This window comes from Halomonas sp. R57-5, from assembly GCF_900070345.1.
GTDB lineage: Bacteria > Pseudomonadota > Gammaproteobacteria > Pseudomonadales > Halomonadaceae > Vreelandella > Vreelandella ventosae_B.
On the sequence record NZ_LN813019.1, the window covers coordinates 1,320,345 to 1,338,798 of the forward strand.

17 protein-coding genes are annotated in these 18,454 nt (G+C 54.9%); 9 read left to right on the forward strand and 8 right to left on the reverse strand.

Going from position 1 to position 18,454, the window contains the following annotated elements; all coding sequences use genetic code 11:
- The first annotated feature begins 107 nt into the window (after window positions 1-107).
- Complete coding sequence (locus HALO_RS05970; RefSeq protein ID WP_035585230.1) at window positions 108-992, forward strand: alpha/beta fold hydrolase; 885 nt, start codon at window positions 108-110, stop codon at window positions 990-992.
- Between the two features lie 61 nt (window positions 993-1,053).
- Here the strand turns inward: HALO_RS05970 and fabF are convergent, their stop codons facing one another.
- Window positions 1,054-2,325: a beta-ketoacyl-ACP synthase II gene (gene fabF, locus HALO_RS05975; protein WP_035585229.1), complete on the reverse strand. Its 1,272-nt coding sequence runs from the start codon at window positions 2,323-2,325 to the stop codon at window positions 1,054-1,056.
- Between the two features lie 81 nt (window positions 2,326-2,406).
- Between fabF and HALO_RS05980 the strand changes: the two genes are divergently transcribed.
- Both HALO_RS05980 and HALO_RS05985 read left to right on the forward strand, forming a co-directional pair.
- Window positions 2,407-3,048: a TetR/AcrR family transcriptional regulator gene (locus tag HALO_RS05980; RefSeq protein ID WP_050713176.1), complete on the forward strand. Its 642-nt coding sequence runs from the start codon at window positions 2,407-2,409 to the stop codon at window positions 3,046-3,048.
- Window positions 3,049-3,239: 191 nt separating this feature from the next.
- Window positions 3,240-5,423, forward strand: a complete 2,184-nt coding sequence (locus HALO_RS05985) for an OsmC domain/YcaO domain-containing protein (RefSeq protein WP_050713177.1) — start codon at window positions 3,240-3,242, stop codon at window positions 5,421-5,423.
- A 91-nt stretch (window positions 5,424-5,514) separates the two neighbouring features.
- On the opposite strand, the gene HALO_RS05990 is transcribed toward HALO_RS05985, so the two are convergent.
- On the reverse strand, window positions 5,515-6,417 hold the full coding sequence (locus HALO_RS05990; RefSeq protein ID WP_035585222.1) for a LysR family transcriptional regulator: 903 nt from the start codon (window positions 6,415-6,417) through the stop codon (window positions 5,515-5,517).
- A 101-nt stretch (window positions 6,418-6,518) separates the two neighbouring features.
- Between HALO_RS05990 and HALO_RS05995 the strand changes: the two genes are divergently transcribed.
- The 3 genes from HALO_RS05995 (at window position 6,519) to HALO_RS06005 (ending at window position 9,436) form a co-directional block, all read left to right on the forward strand.
- The gene (locus tag HALO_RS05995) at window positions 6,519-6,734 is read left to right on the forward strand and encodes a DUF2798 domain-containing protein (RefSeq protein ID WP_035585220.1); all 216 of its coding nucleotides are present in this window, start codon (window positions 6,519-6,521) and stop codon (window positions 6,732-6,734) included.
- 185 nt (window positions 6,735-6,919) lie between these two features.
- Window positions 6,920-8,383 carry an alanine/glycine:cation symporter family protein gene (locus HALO_RS06000; RefSeq protein WP_050713178.1) on the forward strand — a complete coding sequence of 488 codons (1,464 nt, stop codon included), beginning with the start codon at window positions 6,920-6,922 and terminating at the stop codon, window positions 8,381-8,383.
- A gap of 39 nt (window positions 8,384-8,422) precedes the next feature.
- Entirely contained in the window at window positions 8,423-9,436 is a 1,014-nt protein-coding gene (locus HALO_RS06005; protein WP_035585216.1) for an asparaginase domain-containing protein, read from the forward strand.
- 5 nt (window positions 9,437-9,441) lie between these two features.
- On the opposite strand, the gene HALO_RS06010 is transcribed toward HALO_RS06005, so the two are convergent.
- From HALO_RS06010 to HALO_RS06030, 5 genes are all read right to left on the reverse strand, one after another.
- Window positions 9,442-10,308, reverse strand: coding sequence for a DMT family transporter (locus tag HALO_RS06010; RefSeq protein ID WP_035585214.1), 867 nt, complete (start codon window positions 10,306-10,308; stop codon window positions 9,442-9,444).
- A gap of 163 nt (window positions 10,309-10,471) precedes the next feature.
- Entirely contained in the window at window positions 10,472-11,701 is a 1,230-nt protein-coding gene (locus tag HALO_RS06015; protein WP_035585212.1) for a nucleoside recognition domain-containing protein, read from the reverse strand.
- Window positions 11,702-11,782: 81 nt separating this feature from the next.
- Window positions 11,783-12,715 carry a lysine exporter LysO family protein gene (locus HALO_RS06020; RefSeq protein ID WP_035585210.1) on the reverse strand — a complete coding sequence of 311 codons (933 nt, stop codon included), beginning with the start codon at window positions 12,713-12,715 and terminating at the stop codon, window positions 11,783-11,785.
- Window positions 12,716-13,357 (reverse strand): hypothetical protein, encoded by a 642-nt coding sequence (locus tag HALO_RS06025; protein ID WP_081899185.1) that lies wholly within the window; start codon window positions 13,355-13,357, stop codon window positions 12,716-12,718. It lies immediately after the preceding gene.
- 172 nt (window positions 13,358-13,529) lie between these two features.
- Window positions 13,530-14,465, reverse strand: a complete 936-nt coding sequence (locus HALO_RS06030; protein WP_050713179.1) for a 2-hydroxyacid dehydrogenase — start codon at window positions 14,463-14,465, stop codon at window positions 13,530-13,532.
- Between the two features lie 305 nt (window positions 14,466-14,770).
- Between HALO_RS06030 and doeA the strand changes: the two genes are divergently transcribed.
- The 3 genes from doeA to HALO_RS06045 are packed head-to-tail and all read left to right on the forward strand — an operon-like array spanning window position 14,771 to window position 17,512.
- Window positions 14,771-15,970 carry an ectoine hydrolase DoeA gene (doeA, locus tag HALO_RS06035; protein ID WP_035585204.1) on the forward strand — a complete coding sequence of 400 codons (1,200 nt, stop codon included), beginning with the start codon at window positions 14,771-14,773 and terminating at the stop codon, window positions 15,968-15,970.
- A 25-nt stretch (window positions 15,971-15,995) separates the two neighbouring features.
- The gene (gene doeB / locus HALO_RS06040) at window positions 15,996-17,027 is read left to right on the forward strand and encodes a N(2)-acetyl-L-2,4-diaminobutanoate deacetylase DoeB (protein ID WP_035585203.1); all 1,032 of its coding nucleotides are present in this window, start codon (window positions 15,996-15,998) and stop codon (window positions 17,025-17,027) included.
- Window positions 17,028-17,035: 8 nt separating this feature from the next.
- A complete protein-coding gene (locus HALO_RS06045) occupies window positions 17,036-17,512 on the forward strand; it encodes an Lrp/AsnC family transcriptional regulator (RefSeq protein ID WP_050713180.1) in 477 nt (158 codons plus the stop codon).
- 38 nt (window positions 17,513-17,550) lie between these two features.
- On the opposite strand, the gene HALO_RS06050 is transcribed toward HALO_RS06045, so the two are convergent.
- Window positions 17,551-18,198, reverse strand: a complete 648-nt coding sequence (locus HALO_RS06050; RefSeq protein ID WP_035585199.1) for a DUF1523 family protein — start codon at window positions 18,196-18,198, stop codon at window positions 17,551-17,553.
- Window positions 18,199-18,454: the final 256 nt, after the last annotated feature.

Sequence of the window (18,454 nt, forward strand, 5' to 3'; positions counted from 1 at the left end):
CAGGGTTTAACATCAACTTGTATTGCGAATCACTGATATAGGCGTTTATAAAAGGGTTACGCGATTACGTTGTGTTAGTTACATTGCCAGCAGATCAGGAGAACACCATGTTTCATGGGTTTGAAAAACAAACGCGCCACGTTAACGGCGTCGAGATCGCTTTTCGAATGGGTGGCAGAGGCCCGGCACTGCTACTGCTTCATGGTCACCCTCAGACCCACGTGATTTGGCACAAAGTGGCAGAAGAACTTGCCCAACATTTCACCGTTATCGCCGCGGATCTGCGCGGCTACGGTGACAGCAGTAAACCCGACGATGATCCTGAGCATCTAAATTACTCCAAGCGCGCTATGGCTGCCGATATGGCAGAACTGATGAGCACGCTGGGCTTTGAGCATTTTAAAGTGCTAGCCCATGATCGCGGGGCGCGGGTTGCCCACCGTTTAGGGGTTGACCACGCTGAACGCGTAGAGCGCATGGTGCTATTGGATATCGCCCCGACGCTTGCCATGTATCGTGGCACTAATGAGGCCTTTGCGCGCAGCTACTGGCACTGGTTCTTCTTGATTCGTCCCCAGCCGCTGCCGGAAATGCTGATCCAGAGCGATCCCGCCCAATATCTGAAAAGCGTCATGGGTGCCCGCAGTGCCGGTATGGCGCCTTTCTCTCCGGAAGCACTGGCGGAGTACGGGCGCTGTCTCGCTCTACCCGGTACGGCTACCGGCATTTGCGGTGACTACCGCGCCAGCGCCACCATCGATTTGGAGCATGATCAGGCCGATATCGATGCGGGCGTAAAACTCACCTGCCCGTTAAAAGTGATGTGGGGCGCGGAAGGCGCCATTGAAGCCTGCTTTGATGCCCTAAGTGAATGGCAAAAAGTCGCCATTGATATAGAAGGCAAGGCGCTTCCTTGCGGCCACTACATCGCTGAGGAAGTTCCCGAAATGCTGCTTGAGGAAGCGCTATCGTTTCTATGCAAGAAAGGATGACAATATTGTTTGGATAAACCGATCATAGTCTGGCGGCAGATCGGTTTATTTATTTCCCTCTTTAACGCTCGATACTGCTAATAATAAGCGCCGCATTGACGCCACCAAAACCGAATCCGTTGCACAATACATGCTTAGTGACGTGCTTCTGATGAGTCGCCGTGACGAAGGTTAAATCCTGCATATCATCATCGCAGTGCTCAAGATTGATGGTAGGCGGAAGTTGCTGCGTATTGGCTGCCAATACAGAAAAAATACTCTCGATGCCCCCTGCTGCGCCTAAGAGATGGCCTGTGGCGGCTTTCGTTGCCGAAATCGGGATGGCGGGCAAGCGCTCGCCGAATACATTACGCAATGAAGCAATTTCAGCCCGGTCGCCAACGGGTGTCGAGGTGGCGTGGGCATTGATATGGTCAATAGCATCAGTAGATAGGTTCGCCATGCCTAGCGCTGCTTGAATCGCTGCTGCTGCGCCAGCCCCATCTTTTGGGCCTGCCGTCAGGTGGTAGGCATCCGCGCTGGTACCGTAGCCGCTGATCACCGCTAACGGCGTTGCACCCCGGGCGACCGCATGTTCAAGCGTTTCGATCACCATAACGCCAGCGCCTTCTCCCATCACAAAACCGTTACGGGCTTTATCAAAGGGCCTGGACGCGCGTTCAGGGTGGTCTGCTTCTGTGGAAACGGCCTTTAGAGCGTTGAAGCTGGCCAGTGAAAGCGGGTCAATACACGCCTCGGCGCCGCCGACGAGGGCTACATCGGCTTCTCCATTGCGTATGATGCGCATACCGTCACCAATGGCCTGTAGACCTGCCGCGCAAGCTGTAACCGGGCATCCCAGAGGGCCTTGAAAACCATAGCGAATGGAGAGATTGCCAGCCGCCAAATTGGCCAGAAAGGCGGGCACCGTGAAGGGGGAGAGTTTGCGATAGCCGCGCTCAGCAAGGGTTTTTTGGGCTTGAGTAATGGTAGGGAAGCCGCCAATGCCAGAGCCAATAATGGTGGCCGTTCTGCGTTTTTGAGCCTGCTCAACGGGGAACCAGTTGGCCTGTGACAGTGCCTCATGGGCTGCTGCTAACGCATAAAGGCTGAACAGATCCATTTTGCGCTGCTCTTTGGGGTCGGCTATCTCATTCAGGTCAATACCGCCGCTGGGGTCTTGGTTAATGCTAGGCACCACCCCAGCAATTTTGATCGGGATATTGCTGGTGTCAAAGCGGTCAATGGTGCTGATGCCAGACTGGCCGTCAACCAGTCGCTGCCAACTTTTATTGACGCTGTTGCCTAGCGGGCTGACCATGCCCATGCCGGTAATCACGATAGGTGAGTGCATAGTGGCTCCTAATTTATTGATATGGTCACCCTAGCAATGGGCACTATATGATCAAGATAATATTTAGCTGACGAGGTAGATATGCCTTATCCCAAGAGCCATAAATCGAAAACCAAAGAGCGCATTTTGGCTTCGGCGACGGAGCTATTTAGCCGCAATGGGTTTCAAAAGGTATCGATTGGCCAGATCATGAAACTAGCCAAGATGACCCACGGCGCCTTTTACGCCCATTTCGCTTCAAAAGAGGCCCTTTACAATGAGTCTGTTCGCCTGACCATTGATAACAGCCGGGCGGCTAGACTGGTAAAAGGCCCGCTTTCGTTACAGCATCTAACCGAATTAGTCGCCAACTACTGCAATCTCCAAGAGTTGGAAGCTAAGCATAAGCCGGGGCCTGAAGCGGTACTGTTTAACGAAATAGGCAGTGAAAAAACAGAAATCCGCACCCTGTTTGAAGCGTCTTATATGAGTATGAAAAAGATGCTTGAAACCCGTTTAATAGCACTGAGCAAGTTGAAACAACTCCCTTTTGCCAATGACCGCAACGCGATTGCTGATAAATCCCGGGTTATATTGGCTTCCCTGGKAGGGGCCGTCGCCATTGCCAAAAGTCTGCCGGGAGAAGTGGAGCGCAAGCAGGTGCTGATAGCCACACAACGCCAGATTTTACTAATGCTCGGGGTCAGCGAAACCGAGGCAGAGAGTATGCTGCAAGCACAGTAATTCCTTCCTCTCCTGGAGAGATCGCCAAGATGCTGCTGTAGCAAGCACTGCCGTTTTCGCACGACGAGTGGTGGATGATTTGGGCGATGGCCCAAGACGAAGCGGGTGAAAAACTGGATAATGGCTGCCATTCGCCTACCGGCTTAAGTATTTAATGGCCCAGGCACACTCATTACCCCGGACGCCCGCTCATGGAAATCAAAGTTAACTATCTCGACAACCTCCGCCTGGAGGCCAAGTTCGACGATTTTACGGTCATCTCTGACCAGCCAATTCGCTATAAGGGCGACGGCTCGGCGCCTGGGCCGTTTGACTACTTCCTGGCTTCGTCGGCCATGTGCGCTGCCTACTTCGTCAAGGTGTACTGCAACGCACGGAATATTCCCACCGAGAATATCCGCCTGTCGCAAAACAACATTGTCGACCCGGAAAACCGCTACAAGCAGATTTTCAAAATCCAGATCGAGCTGCCGGAAGATATATCGGATAAGGATCGCGAAGGCATGCTGCGATCCATTGACCGCTGTACGGTGAAGAAAGTCGTCCAGACTGGTCCCGAGTTCCAGATCGAGGTGGTCGAGAACATCGACGAAGACGCCCAGGCGCTATTGATGGGCGCTCCGGAAGGCGGCAGCACCTATATCGAGGGCAAAGMCCTACCGTTAGAGCAGACCATCGCCAATATGAGCGCGATCCTTGCCGACCTGGGCATGAAAATCGAGATCGCTTCCTGGCGCAATATCGTGCCCCACGTCTGGTCGCTGCATATCCGCGATGCGGCTTCACCTATGTGCTTTACCAATGGCAAAGGCGCGACCAAAGAGAGCGCCCTGTGTTCGGCGCTGGGCGAGTTTATCGAGCGCTTAAGCTGTAACTTCTTCTATAACGATCAGTTCTTAGGCGAAGAGATCGCTAATAGCGCATTTGTTCACTACCCCAACGAGAAGTGGTTCAAACCGGGGCCGAATGACGAGCTGCCTGCCGAGATCCTCGACGAGCACTGCCTGGCGATCTACAACCCGGAAGGTGAGCTGTGTGGCTCCAACCTGATTGATACCAACTCCGGCCGAGAAGACCGCGGTATCGTGTCGTTGCCCTTTGTGCGCCAATCTGATGGCGAAACGGTTTATTTCCCCTCGAATCTGATCGAAAACTTGTTCCTCAGCAACGGCATGAGTGCGGGCAATACCCTGGTAGAAGCCCAGGTGCAGTGCCTGTCGGAAATTTTCGAGCGAGCGGTGAAGCGGGAAATCCTTGAGCAGGAGCTAACCCTGCCGGATGTACCGCAGGAGGTGTTAGCGAAATACCCAAGCATAGTAGAGGGCATTAACGCCCTGGAAGCCCAAGGGTTCCCGGTGCTGGTCAAAGATGCTTCCATGGGCGGGCAGTTCCCGGTGATGTGCGTCACCTTGATGAACCCGCGCACCGGCGGCGTGTTTGCCTCCTTTGGCGCCCACCCAAGCTTTGAAGTGGCGCTGGAGCGCAGCCTGACCGAGCTGCTGCAGGGCCGCAGTTTCGAAGGCCTGAACGATCTGCCGCTACCGACGTTTAACTCCCAGACGGTTTCCGAGCCCAACAACTTTGTTGAGCACTTTATCGACTCGGTGGGCGTGGTTTCCTGGCGCTTCTTTAGCGCAAAGCCTGACTTTGAGTTCAGCGAGTGGGACTTCTCCGGCAGCAATGATGAAGAAGCCGAGACGCTATTTGGCATTTTTGAAGAGCTGGGCGCCGAAGTGTATATGGCGGTACACGAAGATTTGGGCGCACCGGTGTGCCGCATCCTGGTGCCGGGCTACTCCGAGGTGTACCCCATCGAAGATCTGATCTGGGATAACACCAATAAGGCGCTAGATTACCGCGAAGATATTCTCAATCTGCACCGCCTGGATGACGACCAGCTCACCGACCTAGTCGAGCGGCTGGAAGAGAGCCAGATGGATGACCACGCCGATATCATTACGCTGATTGGTATTGAGTTTGATGAAAACACCGAGTGGGGCCAACTGACCATTCTGGAACTGAAGCTGTTGGTCTACCTAGCTTTGCAACGCCATGAAGAAGCACTGGACTGCGTGCAGATGTTCCTGCAGTACAACGACAACACCGTCGAGCGCGGCCTGTTCTACCAGGCGGTGAACGCGGTGCTGGAAATTGTCCTGGATGATGAACTAGAGCTTGAAGACTATCTACACAACTTCCAGCGCATGTTCGGTGAAGCCACTATGGCCGCGGTGGTGGGCTCGGTGAGTGGGGAAGTGCGCTTCCATGGCCTAACGCCCACCAACATGCAGCTGGATGGCCTTGAGCGCCACCAGCGCTTGATCGAAAGCTATAAGAAGCTCCATGCGGCTCGGGCGGCTAAAGCGGGCATCTAAGCATTATCCAAAAATGGTGATAGATCTCTGCTGGCGTTACGGCGCCAGTAAAGCTCGCTCTGGTGCAGCCGGTTTGCTGCGAACAGGCGGTCTAACCAGCAGAGTGGAACCAGTTTTGGTGGCTGAGGAATTCGATTAGCTCGCTGCGAAACAGCTTTGCCCGCGCTGAAAGGCTACGCCGGTAGGGCCATACCAAGTAGATCTCTCTGTGGCGTCCCTGCCACTCAGGGAGCACTCGTATTAATTCTCCCGTTTGTAAGCTATTCGCCACCATGCTGGCGGGCATTAAGGCGACGCCTGCGCCCGATTTAGTGAGGTTCAGCACAATATTCATGTCGTTACTGATATGAAAATGGCTCTTATGACAGGCGTGCTGGCTACCCTCTTGGTGGAACAGCTGCCAATCGCTAAACATCTTTGCTGCCACGCTGGGGCACGCCTGTAGTTCCTCAACCGTGCTCGGAGTAGGGTGCTTCATCGTCGGTGAAGCCACCAAAATCGGCTCTATATAGCCCAGGTATTTCTGGATCAGCGTCGAATCTTTTTGTGGCCCAGAGCGAAGCGCAATATCCGCTTGGTGATCGCGAATATCAACCACGTTGTTATCGAGTTCGATAGTCAGCGCAATGTCAGGGTGGCGATGAATAAAGTGTCGCCAAAACGCATCTAGTGGCCCGCTCCCCAGATTGACCGGCGCCATAATCTTCAACGGCCCGCTCAGGCTATGCAGCGTCTGATCCAGATCCAATATGCGCTGATCAAGGGCGAGCACTAGCTCTTCACACTCGCGATAATAGGACTCACCGTGGGGCGTTAACGTTAACCCTTTGGTGGATCGATGGAGCAGTTCTACGCCTAGCGTGGCCTCCAGTGCGCTAATACGCCGCGACACGGTGGCGATAGTCATCTTTAGCTTTGCCGCCGCTGCCGTAAGGCTGTGTTGATTGGCAGCCACGATAAAGATGTTCAGGTCATCCAGAGAAGGCTTTCGCATTTTGCAATTCTGTAAAATGGTTTCTTATATATTGGCATATATTACCGTAATGGGTGTTTGATAGCCTTGTCCCAGGTAAATAATGCTTTTAAGGACACCCCATGAAACACAGAATTATTTTCGCGCTACTGATGTCGTTCACACTCTCGCTGATTATGTCGGCGTGGGTGACTTATGTGAATATCGGAGCTCATCCCGATTTTGTGGCTATTTGGATGCATGCATGGCTGCTTGCTTGGCCAGCTGCGGGGATCATCGCGTTTATCAGCGGCCCCTTTATTCATAAGCTAGCCCATCGCATTGCCGAGAAGATCTGACGGCCCGCCTGATGCACTCTGGTGCACCCACTGATGCAGTGAGTGCACACAACTGCATCGCTGCGCCAAATTTAATCCTGCCCCACGCTTGGTACAACATTCTCCGCGGCGCGAATTCCAAAAGCGCGATAGCAAACGACGCGAATTCCAACATAACGCTAATACAAAAACGCGGAGAGAATCACATGCTTGATATGCTCAATGACCTCCTATGGGGAAAGGTTCTGCTAGTGCTGCTGGTGGGCGTTGGCATCGGTTTTACCGTTGCGTCCAGCTTTGTGCAGTTTCGCTATTTCGGTGAGATGTTTCGTATCCTTGGTTCCGGCCAAGCCTTTAAGCGTAATAAACACGGCCATTTAAGCTCGTTTCAGGCGCTGGTGCTTTCAGTAGCCGGGCGTGTCGGTGGCGGCAACATCGCCGGTGTAGCGGTGGCGATTACGCTGGGTGGCCCAGGGGCGATTTTTTGGATGTGGTTGGTGGGCTTAATGGGTATGGCCACCAGCTTTTTGGAATGCACCCTGGCACAGACCTATAAAGAAGCCGAAGGCGACGGCACTTACCGCGGCGGCCCGGCGTACTACATCGTTAAAGGGTTGGGTAAACAGTGGCGCTGGCTGGCAGCGTTCTACTCGGTACTACTGCTGTTGACCTTCGGTTTTGCGTTTACCGCACTGCAATCTTATTCGGTGGCGACCTCTTTCGGTGACGCTTTCGGCGTGCCGGTACTGTATAGCGGCATTGGTCTTGCCATGCTGGTGGGACTGATTATCTTTGGCGGTATTAAGCGTATCGCACGTATTTCCGAGGTATTGGTGCCCTTTATGGCGGTCAGCTATATCGCCATTGCGCTGCTGGTCATCGCCATGAATATTACGGAAATCCCTGGCGTGATTGCGCTGATTGTAAAGAGTGCCTTCGGCCTTGAACCGCTGATTGGTGGCGGTATTGGCGCGGCGATCATGATGGGCCTGAAGCGTGGCCTGTTCTCTAACGAAGCGGGCCTGGGTAGTGCGCCCAATGTGGCGGCAGTGGCCTACGTACCGCACCCGGCYAACCAAGGCATCGTGCAGGCGTTCTCAGTCTTTATCGATACCGTGATTATCTGTTCTGCCACGGCGTTTTTGATTCTACTCAGCGGTGTATACGACCCTGCTGCGGGCGCTGGCGTTGAGGGCATTGCCCTGACCCAGGCAGCACTGGCCGATCATGTGGGCGAATGGGGCCGCACCTTTGTCAGCCTAGCACTGCTGCTGTTTGCCTTCAGTACGATTCTTTATAATTACTMCCTGGGCGAGAACAGCCTTAACTTCTTCAGCCGCGACAACCAAAACCTTTTTAACGCCTTCCGCGTGGCCATCGTACTGCTGGTGTGCTGGGGTGCCACTACCGATTTGGGCACCGTGTTCGGCTTTGCTGATGTCACCATGGGGCTCTTGGCGGTCGTTAACCTGTTCGCGCTGATTCTGCTGTTCAAGTGTGGCCTGCGCATTTTGAAAGACTTTGATGGGCAGCGTCGGCAGGGCATCAAGCAGCCGATTTTTGACGCTAACCAGCATCCGGATCTCGATTTGGATCCAAAAGCCTGGGAGCTAGAGCCTGAAGAGGCTGAAGCGTTAAAACAGCGCCTGGAAGGCGCACCTGCGAAGTAAGTAGTTAACTAGATTGTACTGATAAGGAGAGGAGCGCCCATGCCCCGCGTACTGATGCTCTATACCGGTGGAACTATTGGTATGCAGCCATCGCCACACGGTTATATACCCTGCGCGGGGCTGGCTGAACGCCTAACGACGCATTTGGCTTTGGACGATCCTTACCGGCTGCCAGCGTTTGATGTGCTGGAAATGCAGCCGCTGATTGATAGCGCCGAGTTAATGCCGGAGGCCTGGAATCGCCTGGTGGCGCTGCTGGAAAGCCACTGGTCGCGTTACGATGCGTTTGTGGTGCTCCACGGCACCGATACCATGGCGTACAGCGCCGCCGCGCTTTCGTTTATGCTCGGTGCGTTGAACAAGCCGGTGATCTTTACCGGCTCTCAAATTCCATTGGGTGAGCCAAGAAGCGATGCACTGAATAATGTGGTCAGCGCGCTGCAGCTTGCGGCTCACCCCGCGACACCTTGCGAAGTCACCCTGGCTTTTCATGACCGGCTGTTGCGTGGAAACCGGGCCCGGAAGGTGCGCACACAAGGCTTAGATGCCTTCGACTCACCCAACTTCCCCTGGCTTGCCGAGCTGGGCATTGGCATTAGTTTTCTCCAGCCCTCGGCGCTGCTGAGCGGACTACCGAATCTTGCGCCTATTGACGTGGACGACGAGGCGGTAGCGGTACTGCCGTTGCACCCAGGGATGTCGCTGCGCCGTGCCAAGGCGCTGCTGGAGGATGAAGCGCTAAAAGGGCTGGTGCTGTATAGCTACGGGGTTGGCAACCCGCTTAGCTTTGAAGGCGAGCTGCTTAACGCCTTATCGGCTGCCAACGAGCGAGGTGTAGCACTGCTTAACGTGACCCAGTGTGCCCAAGGCGAGGTGGTGCAAGGCGCCTACGCCACGGGTGCCGCACTTAACCAAGCAGGCGTGATTGCCGGCAGCGATATCACCCTGGAAGCCGCCATCGCGAAGCTCACCGTGTTAATTGGGCAAGGGCTCGTGGGGTCAGCGCTGCGCAAGGCATTGAGCGCGTCCATGCGCGGTGAGTGTAGCCGTTAAGCCCATTAACGGGAGGAGAGACTCAACGCGGTGACGGTTATCAATATGATCCCCATGCCTACCATTTGAATAATACCCAGGCTCTCGCTTAACACCGCTACCCCAAACAGAGTGGCGGTGACCGGCTCCACCATGGCCACCATGGAAGCTAACGCCGGTGCCGCATGCTTAATGCCGACCACATAAAGCAAGAACGATAGACCCGCGCCCAGAATACCTAACACCACAAACAGCGGCAGCTCTGGAGCGTTAATAACGCTGATCACCTGGGGGATATCCGCTGGTAGTAGAAGGACTATCGCTAATACGGTGAAGGCAATTGTGAGAACGGCGGATGGGCTGCCATGGGGTGCCGCATACTTAAAGCCAAAAATGAACAGCGCATAAGAGAGGCCGGCAAGCAGACCCGTACCCACACCCAGCAGCGAGAGGTCGCTGGCGCCAATAGCATACAGTTTGGTTAGCAACACCACACCCACCATCACTAGTGCGATGGCGAGCCACTTGGCGGCGGTGGGTCGTTCAAGCTTGAGGGCAAATGAAACGAGATAGACAAAAACAGGGGCGCAGTACATCAAGGTGGCCGCGACCGCCACATTGCCATACTCAATACTAAGGAAATAGAACGTAAAGTTACCTGCCACGCCAAGGCCTGCCACGACCGACCAGAACCAAAGCTGCCTGCTGTTCAGGCCGCTATGGCTGCGTTGAAACAGTAGCCAAACAAGCGCGAAGAGAAGTCCTACAAACCCTCGATAAAATGACACGACAGCCGGATCCCAACCGCTGTCTAACAGAATGCCCGCGATTCCTCCGGAAATTCCCCAGAAAAAAGCGGCGAGCGCAATCAACATAGTGCTGGCGCCTGCCATATTTCACCTTTCATCCTTGAGCGGTTAACACCCGGGAGCGACGGCTGTTTAAACGCATTTCCTTTGCTTAACGATAGCTCTAGATCTGCTGCCTGCAGACCCTATTTTTACTCATATGAAAGGTAGACGCTGTGCTCTACAAACGAAAGCCTATTAACGCCGGTCAGCCAAAAAACCAGTAGCACACTGCAATAGCGGTGGTAACGCCTGCGAAGTCTGCTACCAGAGCACAGCCCAGACCGTGGCGAATGCGAGTAATGCCAACGGCGCCAAAGTAGACAGCCAATACATAGAAAGTGGTCTCGGTGCTGCCTTGCATAGTGGCGGCGAGCAACCCTGGAAAGCTATCGACGCCAAAGGTGTCCATGGTTTCAATCATCATGGCGCGGGCGCCACTACCGGAAAGTGGCTTCACAAAGGCGGTGGGCAGCGCATCGACAAAGCGAGTGTCCCAGCCAAAGCCCTCTACTAGCCAGCGGATGCCACTAAGGCCTGCGTCCAATACGCCGCTGGCGCGCAGCACGCCGACGGCCACCAGCATGGCGATCAAGTAGGGCAGCAGGGTAATGGTAAAGCTTAGCCCTTCTTTCGCGCCTTCAATAAAGGCGTCATACACCCTCACACCCCGTAACGCCCCCACCACTAAAAACATCATCACGATGCTAAATAGCGTCAGGTTACCGACTAGTGTAGAGGCCGCGGCCAGCGCCTGCGCGGACATGCCTGCCAGCGTGGTAATCAGTAGCCCCAACGCTAGAGCAGCAGCTAATAAATAGGCTAGCACCACGGGCTGCCAGAGTTTTAAGCGCTGCATCACCGCCACCGCCAAAAGCCCAGCTAGGCTAGAGGCCGTTGTCGCCAGCAGAATAGGTAAAAACACCAGTGTGGGGTCGGCGGCGCCTTGCTGGGCGCGATACATAAAAATGGTTACCGGCAATAACGTTAGCGAAGAGGTATTAAGCACCAGAAACAGAATTTGCGCGTTGCTGGCGGTCTCACTGCTGGGGTTAAGGCTCTGCAGCGAGTGCATCGCTTTGATGCCAATCGGCGTGGCGGCGTTATCCAGACCCAGGATATTTGCCGCGAAGTTCATACTGATCAGCCCCATAGCAGGGTGGCCGCGGGGAACCTCTGGCATTAAGCGGCAGAACAACGGGTCGAGTACCCGCCCTAGCAAGCGAATCAAGCCCGCCTTTTCGGCAATCGAAAGAAACCCCAGCCACAGCGTCATGGTGCCAAGCAGCACCAGAATAATATCAACGCTTACTTCTGCCATATCGAACAGTGACTGCACCAAGCGGGCAAATACCTCGCTATCGCCGCCAACCAACCACTGCCAGAGTGAGGCCGCAAAGGCCGCGATAAAGAAGCTTAACCAAATTCCGTTGAGCATGGGGAGTGGGCATCCTGGGTGTTAAGAGTTTTTATATCTCCAGCAATGCCACTTATCCTAACCAATGAGCGCCCGTCACCGCTAACCCGATAGCGAAAGAAAGAACAGAATCAGCGGTGGGGAGAGCAGCGAGAGAATAAACCCGCTGACCACGGCAATAGGCACGCAGGCTACGCCGCCGTGCTGCTGAATGACGGGCAGGGTGAAGTCCATGGAGGTGGCGCCACCATAACCAATCGCCAGTGCGGTATGGCGGTGGATCACCAGCGGAATCAATATAAACGCCAGCAGTTCCCGGGTCAGGTCGTTGAAGAACGCCACACCGCCCATCAGCGGACCAAGCTGGTCGCCAATCAAGATGGCCGAAAGCGAGTACCAGCCAAAGCCAGACGCCATCGCCAGGCCTTCGTTCCAGCTTAATGAGAGCAGCGGGGCGGCAGCTAAGCCTGCCAGCAGCGAACTGATTGCCAACGTCACCGCAATCGCCAGCCCCATGCGGTTAAGTAAGATCTGCCTGAGAGGCATACCGGAGTTACGCAGCTGGCAGCCGATCAGTGCCAGCAGCAGGTAGAGTACCCATTCGGCCAGTAAGTCTGTGGCGTTGAAAAGCCTTTCACCTAAGTGTGGCCCCAGCAGCAGCCCGAGGATAACGCCCCCAGCCACCACGGCGACCAATAACAGCGACCCTCGCATGGCCGCCAGCTTACTGGTAGGAGCATTTTTCACAACTGGTGAGCTACCGGCCTTAAGCGTTAAACGGCGCGATAGCCACCACAGCGCGGCTAAGTTAAACAGCGTGGTAATGCTAAATAACAGCAAGGCGTTGCCACCCAGGCGCGAAAGCTGGCTAGTCAGGTTTTCAAGCCCGGCAAGGCTTATGCCCATAAATAGCAGAATCAGGTAAACCGAGCCATTAACCGCTCGGTTGATCAGGTTCTGTAACTGTATGGAACGGACGCGAACCAGATAGCCAAGAAAAAGCGGTAGTAGAACAATCAATAAACCGGAAAGCATTTAGGGCGTCGCGCCACCGTTTGGGTTGAAGTTAGTTAATGTCAGCTGCGTTTCGCGGCGACCCTCTTTTCGATACACCGCTGAAAGAATCAGCCCGGGCCAGTCAGGGTGAAAGCTAATGGTTAGTAGGCGGTCGGGCTTCTCGATATCAATGAGCGATACGTTCAGTGCTTCAAACTCTCCTGCGGGAACCTCAATGCTGCCTGGGTCGGTAACATAATATTGAAAGTGCTCATCGCGGCCTTTTTGATCGACAAACTCAATCGCGCAGGGCGTACTCTGTGTACAGTTTTCCTGTCCCGCCCGGCGGGAGAGATCAAACAGCGCCGCTTGGCGATCTAAAGTGGGGATCTCACCTTCGTTCAGTTGATAGCTATCACCCACGCCCAGCACCGAATAGCTGCTGCTAAAGAGCAGAGCGTTGGTGTCATTGCCATTGAGCGAAAAACGGCTGAACTCCTGGCCGCGCGCCACGGTGATTGAAAAGCGCATATCGCTTAACCAGTGATTTCCTTCGTTAGAGAGGCGATGGGTAATGGTAGCCCCAGGCCAACCGCGAACCTCCAGCCGGTACTGTGCTTCAAAGGGCTTAGGGGCTTCAAAGGGCTGCGGCTCTTCGAACGTCTCAGTTGCTAACGCCATGCCAGTTGAGTAGGAAATGGCAAAACCCAACCCCACACACCTGAGCGCGCGGCCAGGCAGTCGTGCGAAAACATTGACCAAGGGCCTTTCCTCCATAAAGGGTATCTTCCTAAGAGCCTCTAGCCACTGCTTGGTTCCCAGCGCGCTAGTATAGCCTGGGTAGGGGGTGGCGTCAGTAACCTGCCTCCGGGTTGATGGTGGAGAGTTTTTCACCCGATTCAAAGGCATGCAAGTAAGCGATCACTTGGTCGATGGCATCGTTGAGCGGAGTAGGCGCCGCCATATGGGGTGTGATGATTACCTTAGGATGCTGCCAGAGCGGGTTGTCAGTGGGCAGCGGCTCTTCCTGGAATACGTCCAATAGCGCACCCCGCAGGTGACCCGGCTGGTGACCGCTGCCCAGTGCTTCCAATAGCGCCTGTTCATCAATCAAACTACCCCGACCAGGGTTAATCACACTAGCGCCTTGGGGCAGTTGGGACAGCCGCTCGGCGTTGAGAATATGGTGGGTGGCGGCCGTGTCAGGGAGAATAGTGATCAGGCTTTGCACCTGGCCGAGCAGCTCGGTTAGCCCGTCATCGCCGTGAAAACAGTCCACGCCGCTGATCTGCTTGGGAGAACGGCTCCAGCCCAGCACCGGGAAGCCCGCCTGCTGCAGGGCACTGGCCACAAAGCTGCCAATCGCGCCCAGGCCTAATMCGCCCACCGGCCACTGGGATTTTTCCACCACCTCCTGCGGTTGCCAAGTGGCGTTATGCTGCTGAGTGGCGTAACGATCCATGCTGCGGTAGAAGTGCAGCACGCCATATAAAACGTAATCGGCCATCAGTTCGCCCATGCCCGCATCACGCAATTTTACAATCGGCACATCGCTGGGCAGCCCTGGGGTTTTGAGTAGGTAATCCACACCAGCGCCCAAGTTGATGATGCCCTTTAACTGGGTCTGCTCTTGCAGCAAATGCGCAGGGGCTTTCCAGATGGCGAGATAGTCAGCCCCTTTACGCTCATCCGCGGGTGCCTCGCTGGTCAGTACTGTGGCGTGGGGCAACGCTTTTGCAAGTGCTGCTTGCCACTGTTCAGCCTCATCAATATGCACGACAATTTTCATACCGTTACCCTCTTGCTATAAGCGTTATCACTGCAGGTTATCATGGTGAGCACTCAAGGCTGTTGCAAGCTTGCTTAGTGCAAATAATGATGCCGTATGCACTTTTTGTCATAAAGCCTTTGACCGCTGACCAAGGGTCGGTGCTAGTATCGGCTTAAGACGACATTGGCGGGCCTGCTGCAACTGCAGCAGATGCAACCCCGACGCCTGATCGGTGGTGGCCAGGTCGATCCTGTGGCCCAGCGTTGCGTGCCTATAGTGGGCAGTGTGCTGGTTCTTGGTGATCTTTAATGGCGAGTTGCCCGATGACTCAGGTTTCCCTGCCTTTCACGCGCGAAGAGTATGCTACCCGCCTGTGGAAAGTGCGTGCTGAAATGGCCAGTCGTGGCATTGACGTATTGATCGTCAGTGACCCTTCCAATATGGCTTGGCTGACCGGCTACGACGGTTGGTCGTTTTATGTGCATCAGTGTGTGCTGGTGGGCCTTGAAGGCGAGCCGGTATGGTTCGGACGGCGCATGGACGCCAACGGTGCCCTGCGCACCTGCTGGATCGACCCTGACAATATTACCTACTACCCGGATTACTACGTGCAGAATCCGGATATGCACCCTATGGAGTATCTGGCGCAGTCGATCATGCCCGACCGCGGCTGGCATCTGGGCGTGGTAGGCATGGAGATGGATAACTACTACTTCTCCGCCAAAGCCTATTTGAGCCTACTTAAAGAGCTGCCCCATGCGCGCTTTATGGATGCCAATTCGCTGGTGAATTGGTGCCGGGCGATCAAATCGCCGCAAGAAGTCGAGTACATGCGCATTGCCGCCAAAATTGTCGAAGGCATGCACACGCGTATCCTGGAAGTCATTGAACCTGGTTTGCCTAAGAGCAAGCTGGTCTCGGAAATTTATCGCGTTGGCATTGAAGGCTTTGTGGATGAGAACGGCAAAGTCTTTGGCGGTGATTATCCCGCTATTGTGCCCATGTTGCCCACCGGCAAAGACGCCGCGGCGCCGCACCTGACCTGGGACGACACGCCGTTTCGCAAAGGCGAAGGCACTTTCTTTGAGATTGCCGGTGTGTTTAAGCGCTACCACGCGCCGATGTCGCGCACGGTGTATTTGGGGGCACCGCCGATTGACTTTATCCGTGCGGAATCCGCTCTGCTGGAAGGCATCGAAAACGGACTGGCGGTGGCCAAGCCGGGGAATCGCACGGCGGATATCGCCATGGCGTTGGGTGCGGCGATGGATAAATACGGCTTTGACCGCGGCGGCGCTCGCTGTGGTTACTCGATTGGTCTTTCTTACCCGCCCGACTGGGGCGAGCGCACCATGAGCCTACGTCCCTCTGATGACACCATTCTCAAACCCGGCATGACGTTCCACTTTATGCCGGGGCTATGGGTAGAGGAGTGGGGCTTGGAAATTACCGAAAGTATTTTAATTACTGAAGATGGCTGCGAAACACTGGCCAATTTTCCGCGCCAGCTGTTTGTTAAGTAGCGGATTGTAAAAAAAGGAACATCCAATGACCGATCAAGCGAGCCAACGGCGGCCTAGCCCTATTTCTGCCACCGTGGATTTTAACGCCGATGGGGTGCAGCACGGTTTTTTAAAGTTACCCATCTCCACCGATGAATCCGCCTGGGGCGCGGTGATGATCCCTATCACCGTGGTTAAGAATGGCGACGGCCCCACGGCGCTTTTGACCGGCGGTAACCACGGCGATGAGTACGAAGGTATCACCTCGCTGCTGAAGCTCTCTTCAACGCTGAAAGCAGAGGATGTCACGGGCCGGGTGATTATCTTGCCTTGCATGAACACCCCGGCGGTCATGGCAGGCAAGCGCACCTCGCCGATGGACAAAGGTAACCTCAACCGCAGCTTTCCCGGCGACCCCAACGGCAGCGTCACGCCACAAATTGCCGACTACTTCACCCGCGTGCTGGTGCCGATGAGTGATGTCGTCCTTGACCTGCACTCCGGTGGCCGCACGCTGGATATCCTGCCGTTTGGTGCGTCCCACGTGCTGGATGATAAAGCGCAGCAGCAGGCAGCTCTGGAAGGCGCCAAAGCCTTTGGTGCCCCTTACGCCATGGTGATGTTTGAGCTGGATGCGGAAAAACTCTTCGACACCGCCTGCGAGCGCCAGGGCAAAGTCTTTGTCGCCACCGAGCTTGGCGGCGGCGGCACCTCGACGCCGCTGAGTATCGCGATTGCCGAACGCGGTGTGCGCAACTTCCTGATTCACTACGGCTTGGTAGAAGGCGAAGTGGAAATGCCCGAAGGTGGGCAGATGTATCTCGATATGCCCGACGCCAGTTGCTACGTGCAGAGCCAGCATTCCGGCGTGTTAGAGCTGTTGGTAGCGCTAGGCGACGAAGTGAAAAAAGGCCAAACGATCGCCTACGTGTACGACATGACCCGTAGCGGTACCGAACCGGTGGCTTACAAAGCAGAGCGTGATGGCATTCTAATGGCCCGTCGCGCGCCCTCGCTCATCAATATGGGGGATACCCTGGCGGTGATTGCCGATGTTGTTGAACGCCTGGAGGCCTAGTCCTCGGCATGATGAAACTTGACCGTTACGATCTGAAAAYCCTCGACATCCTCTCCCGCGATGGGCGAATCACCAAGTCGAAGCTGGCCGAGGCGATCAACCTCTCGGTCAGTCCCTGCTGGGAGCGGGTAAAGCGGCTGGAGAAGGCCGGCATCATTGAAGGGTATACTGCGCGCATTAACGCGGACGTGTTGGTGCCGCGCAATCCTGTCTGGGTGCAGATTGAGCTCAAGCAGCACAACGCCGAAAGCTTCACTCGTTTTGAAGCGCTAGTGATGCAAACCCCGGAAGTTACCGAGTGTGTGGCGGTGGGCGGTGGGGTGGATTACTTAGTGAAGTTTGAAGCGCGCACCATCGATAGCTATCAACGTCTGATGGATAGATGGTTAGTCTCTGAAGCCGGTATCGAGCGCTACTTCACCTATATTGTGACGAAGACCGTTAAACATGAGCCGCTGGGGATTGACACCGACGGCTCCATGTAGGGATTTTAATCCTTTCAGCAAGCTTTAATGCGAAGTGGCTATTTCTTGGTTTTCCAGGTATCCAACCATGCTTGGAAGCGGTTGCGTTTTCTGGAGATGGCGTCGCCTGCAGCGCTAAAGTTATCGGTGACCTCATCAAAAGCGGGCGATAAACGGTCACGGCGAAAGCGCCTCCAGCGGTAGTAGCCGTATCCGAATAGGCCGCCAAAGGTGACCAGAAAAAGTGTCGAGAACCAGTTAAAGGGCTTATCTTCAGGGCCATCAACGGGCGTAATTGAAATGGCGTTGGGGAAGATAGAAAAGAAGATGCTTCTCCAGCCAAAGTATCTAACAGCAACCCACTGGGGGTCTGTTTTGGTGGAGACTAAATCGTTGGCTTCGGTGTAAAGGTTCGCCGTATCGAATTTGAAATAGGGCGGCCAGCCCCAGCCGGTGTCCTCGTTACGGTACACAATGGTGCGGCCATTGCCCCGCACACCTTGAATAAATTGCACGTCACGGTTCATCAGCCGCTTCGATTGGGCGGTTGGGTCAGACCAAAAAATGCGTGTCCAATCATCCAGGTCGATACGTTCTTCGTGGGTGTTGACGATACGCACCACATCGTACTTGGGTAAACTGTAGTGTAAAAAGGCAGCGAAAAGCGTCCAGAAGAGAAGCAAAACAAACCATTTAACATAGACCATCGGGTCGCCTCACATATAATTAGTAACGTAGAGGGTAAGCAAGATGGCACTTGGCGGCATAACGTAGACCAAGTGGATCAGCTTGCGTCGTAAAGAGCGGTCGTACTGCTGCATGCCTTGGCGTATATAGGTGGCACGACATGTATTTGAAGCGTTCCGCTCCCAGCGCTTTTGTAGCGCTAAGCGATGCCTGAAGCGCATATAGACGGCGAGTGCGTTATACAGAATCGCAAGTGTCAAAATGAACGTCAGAACA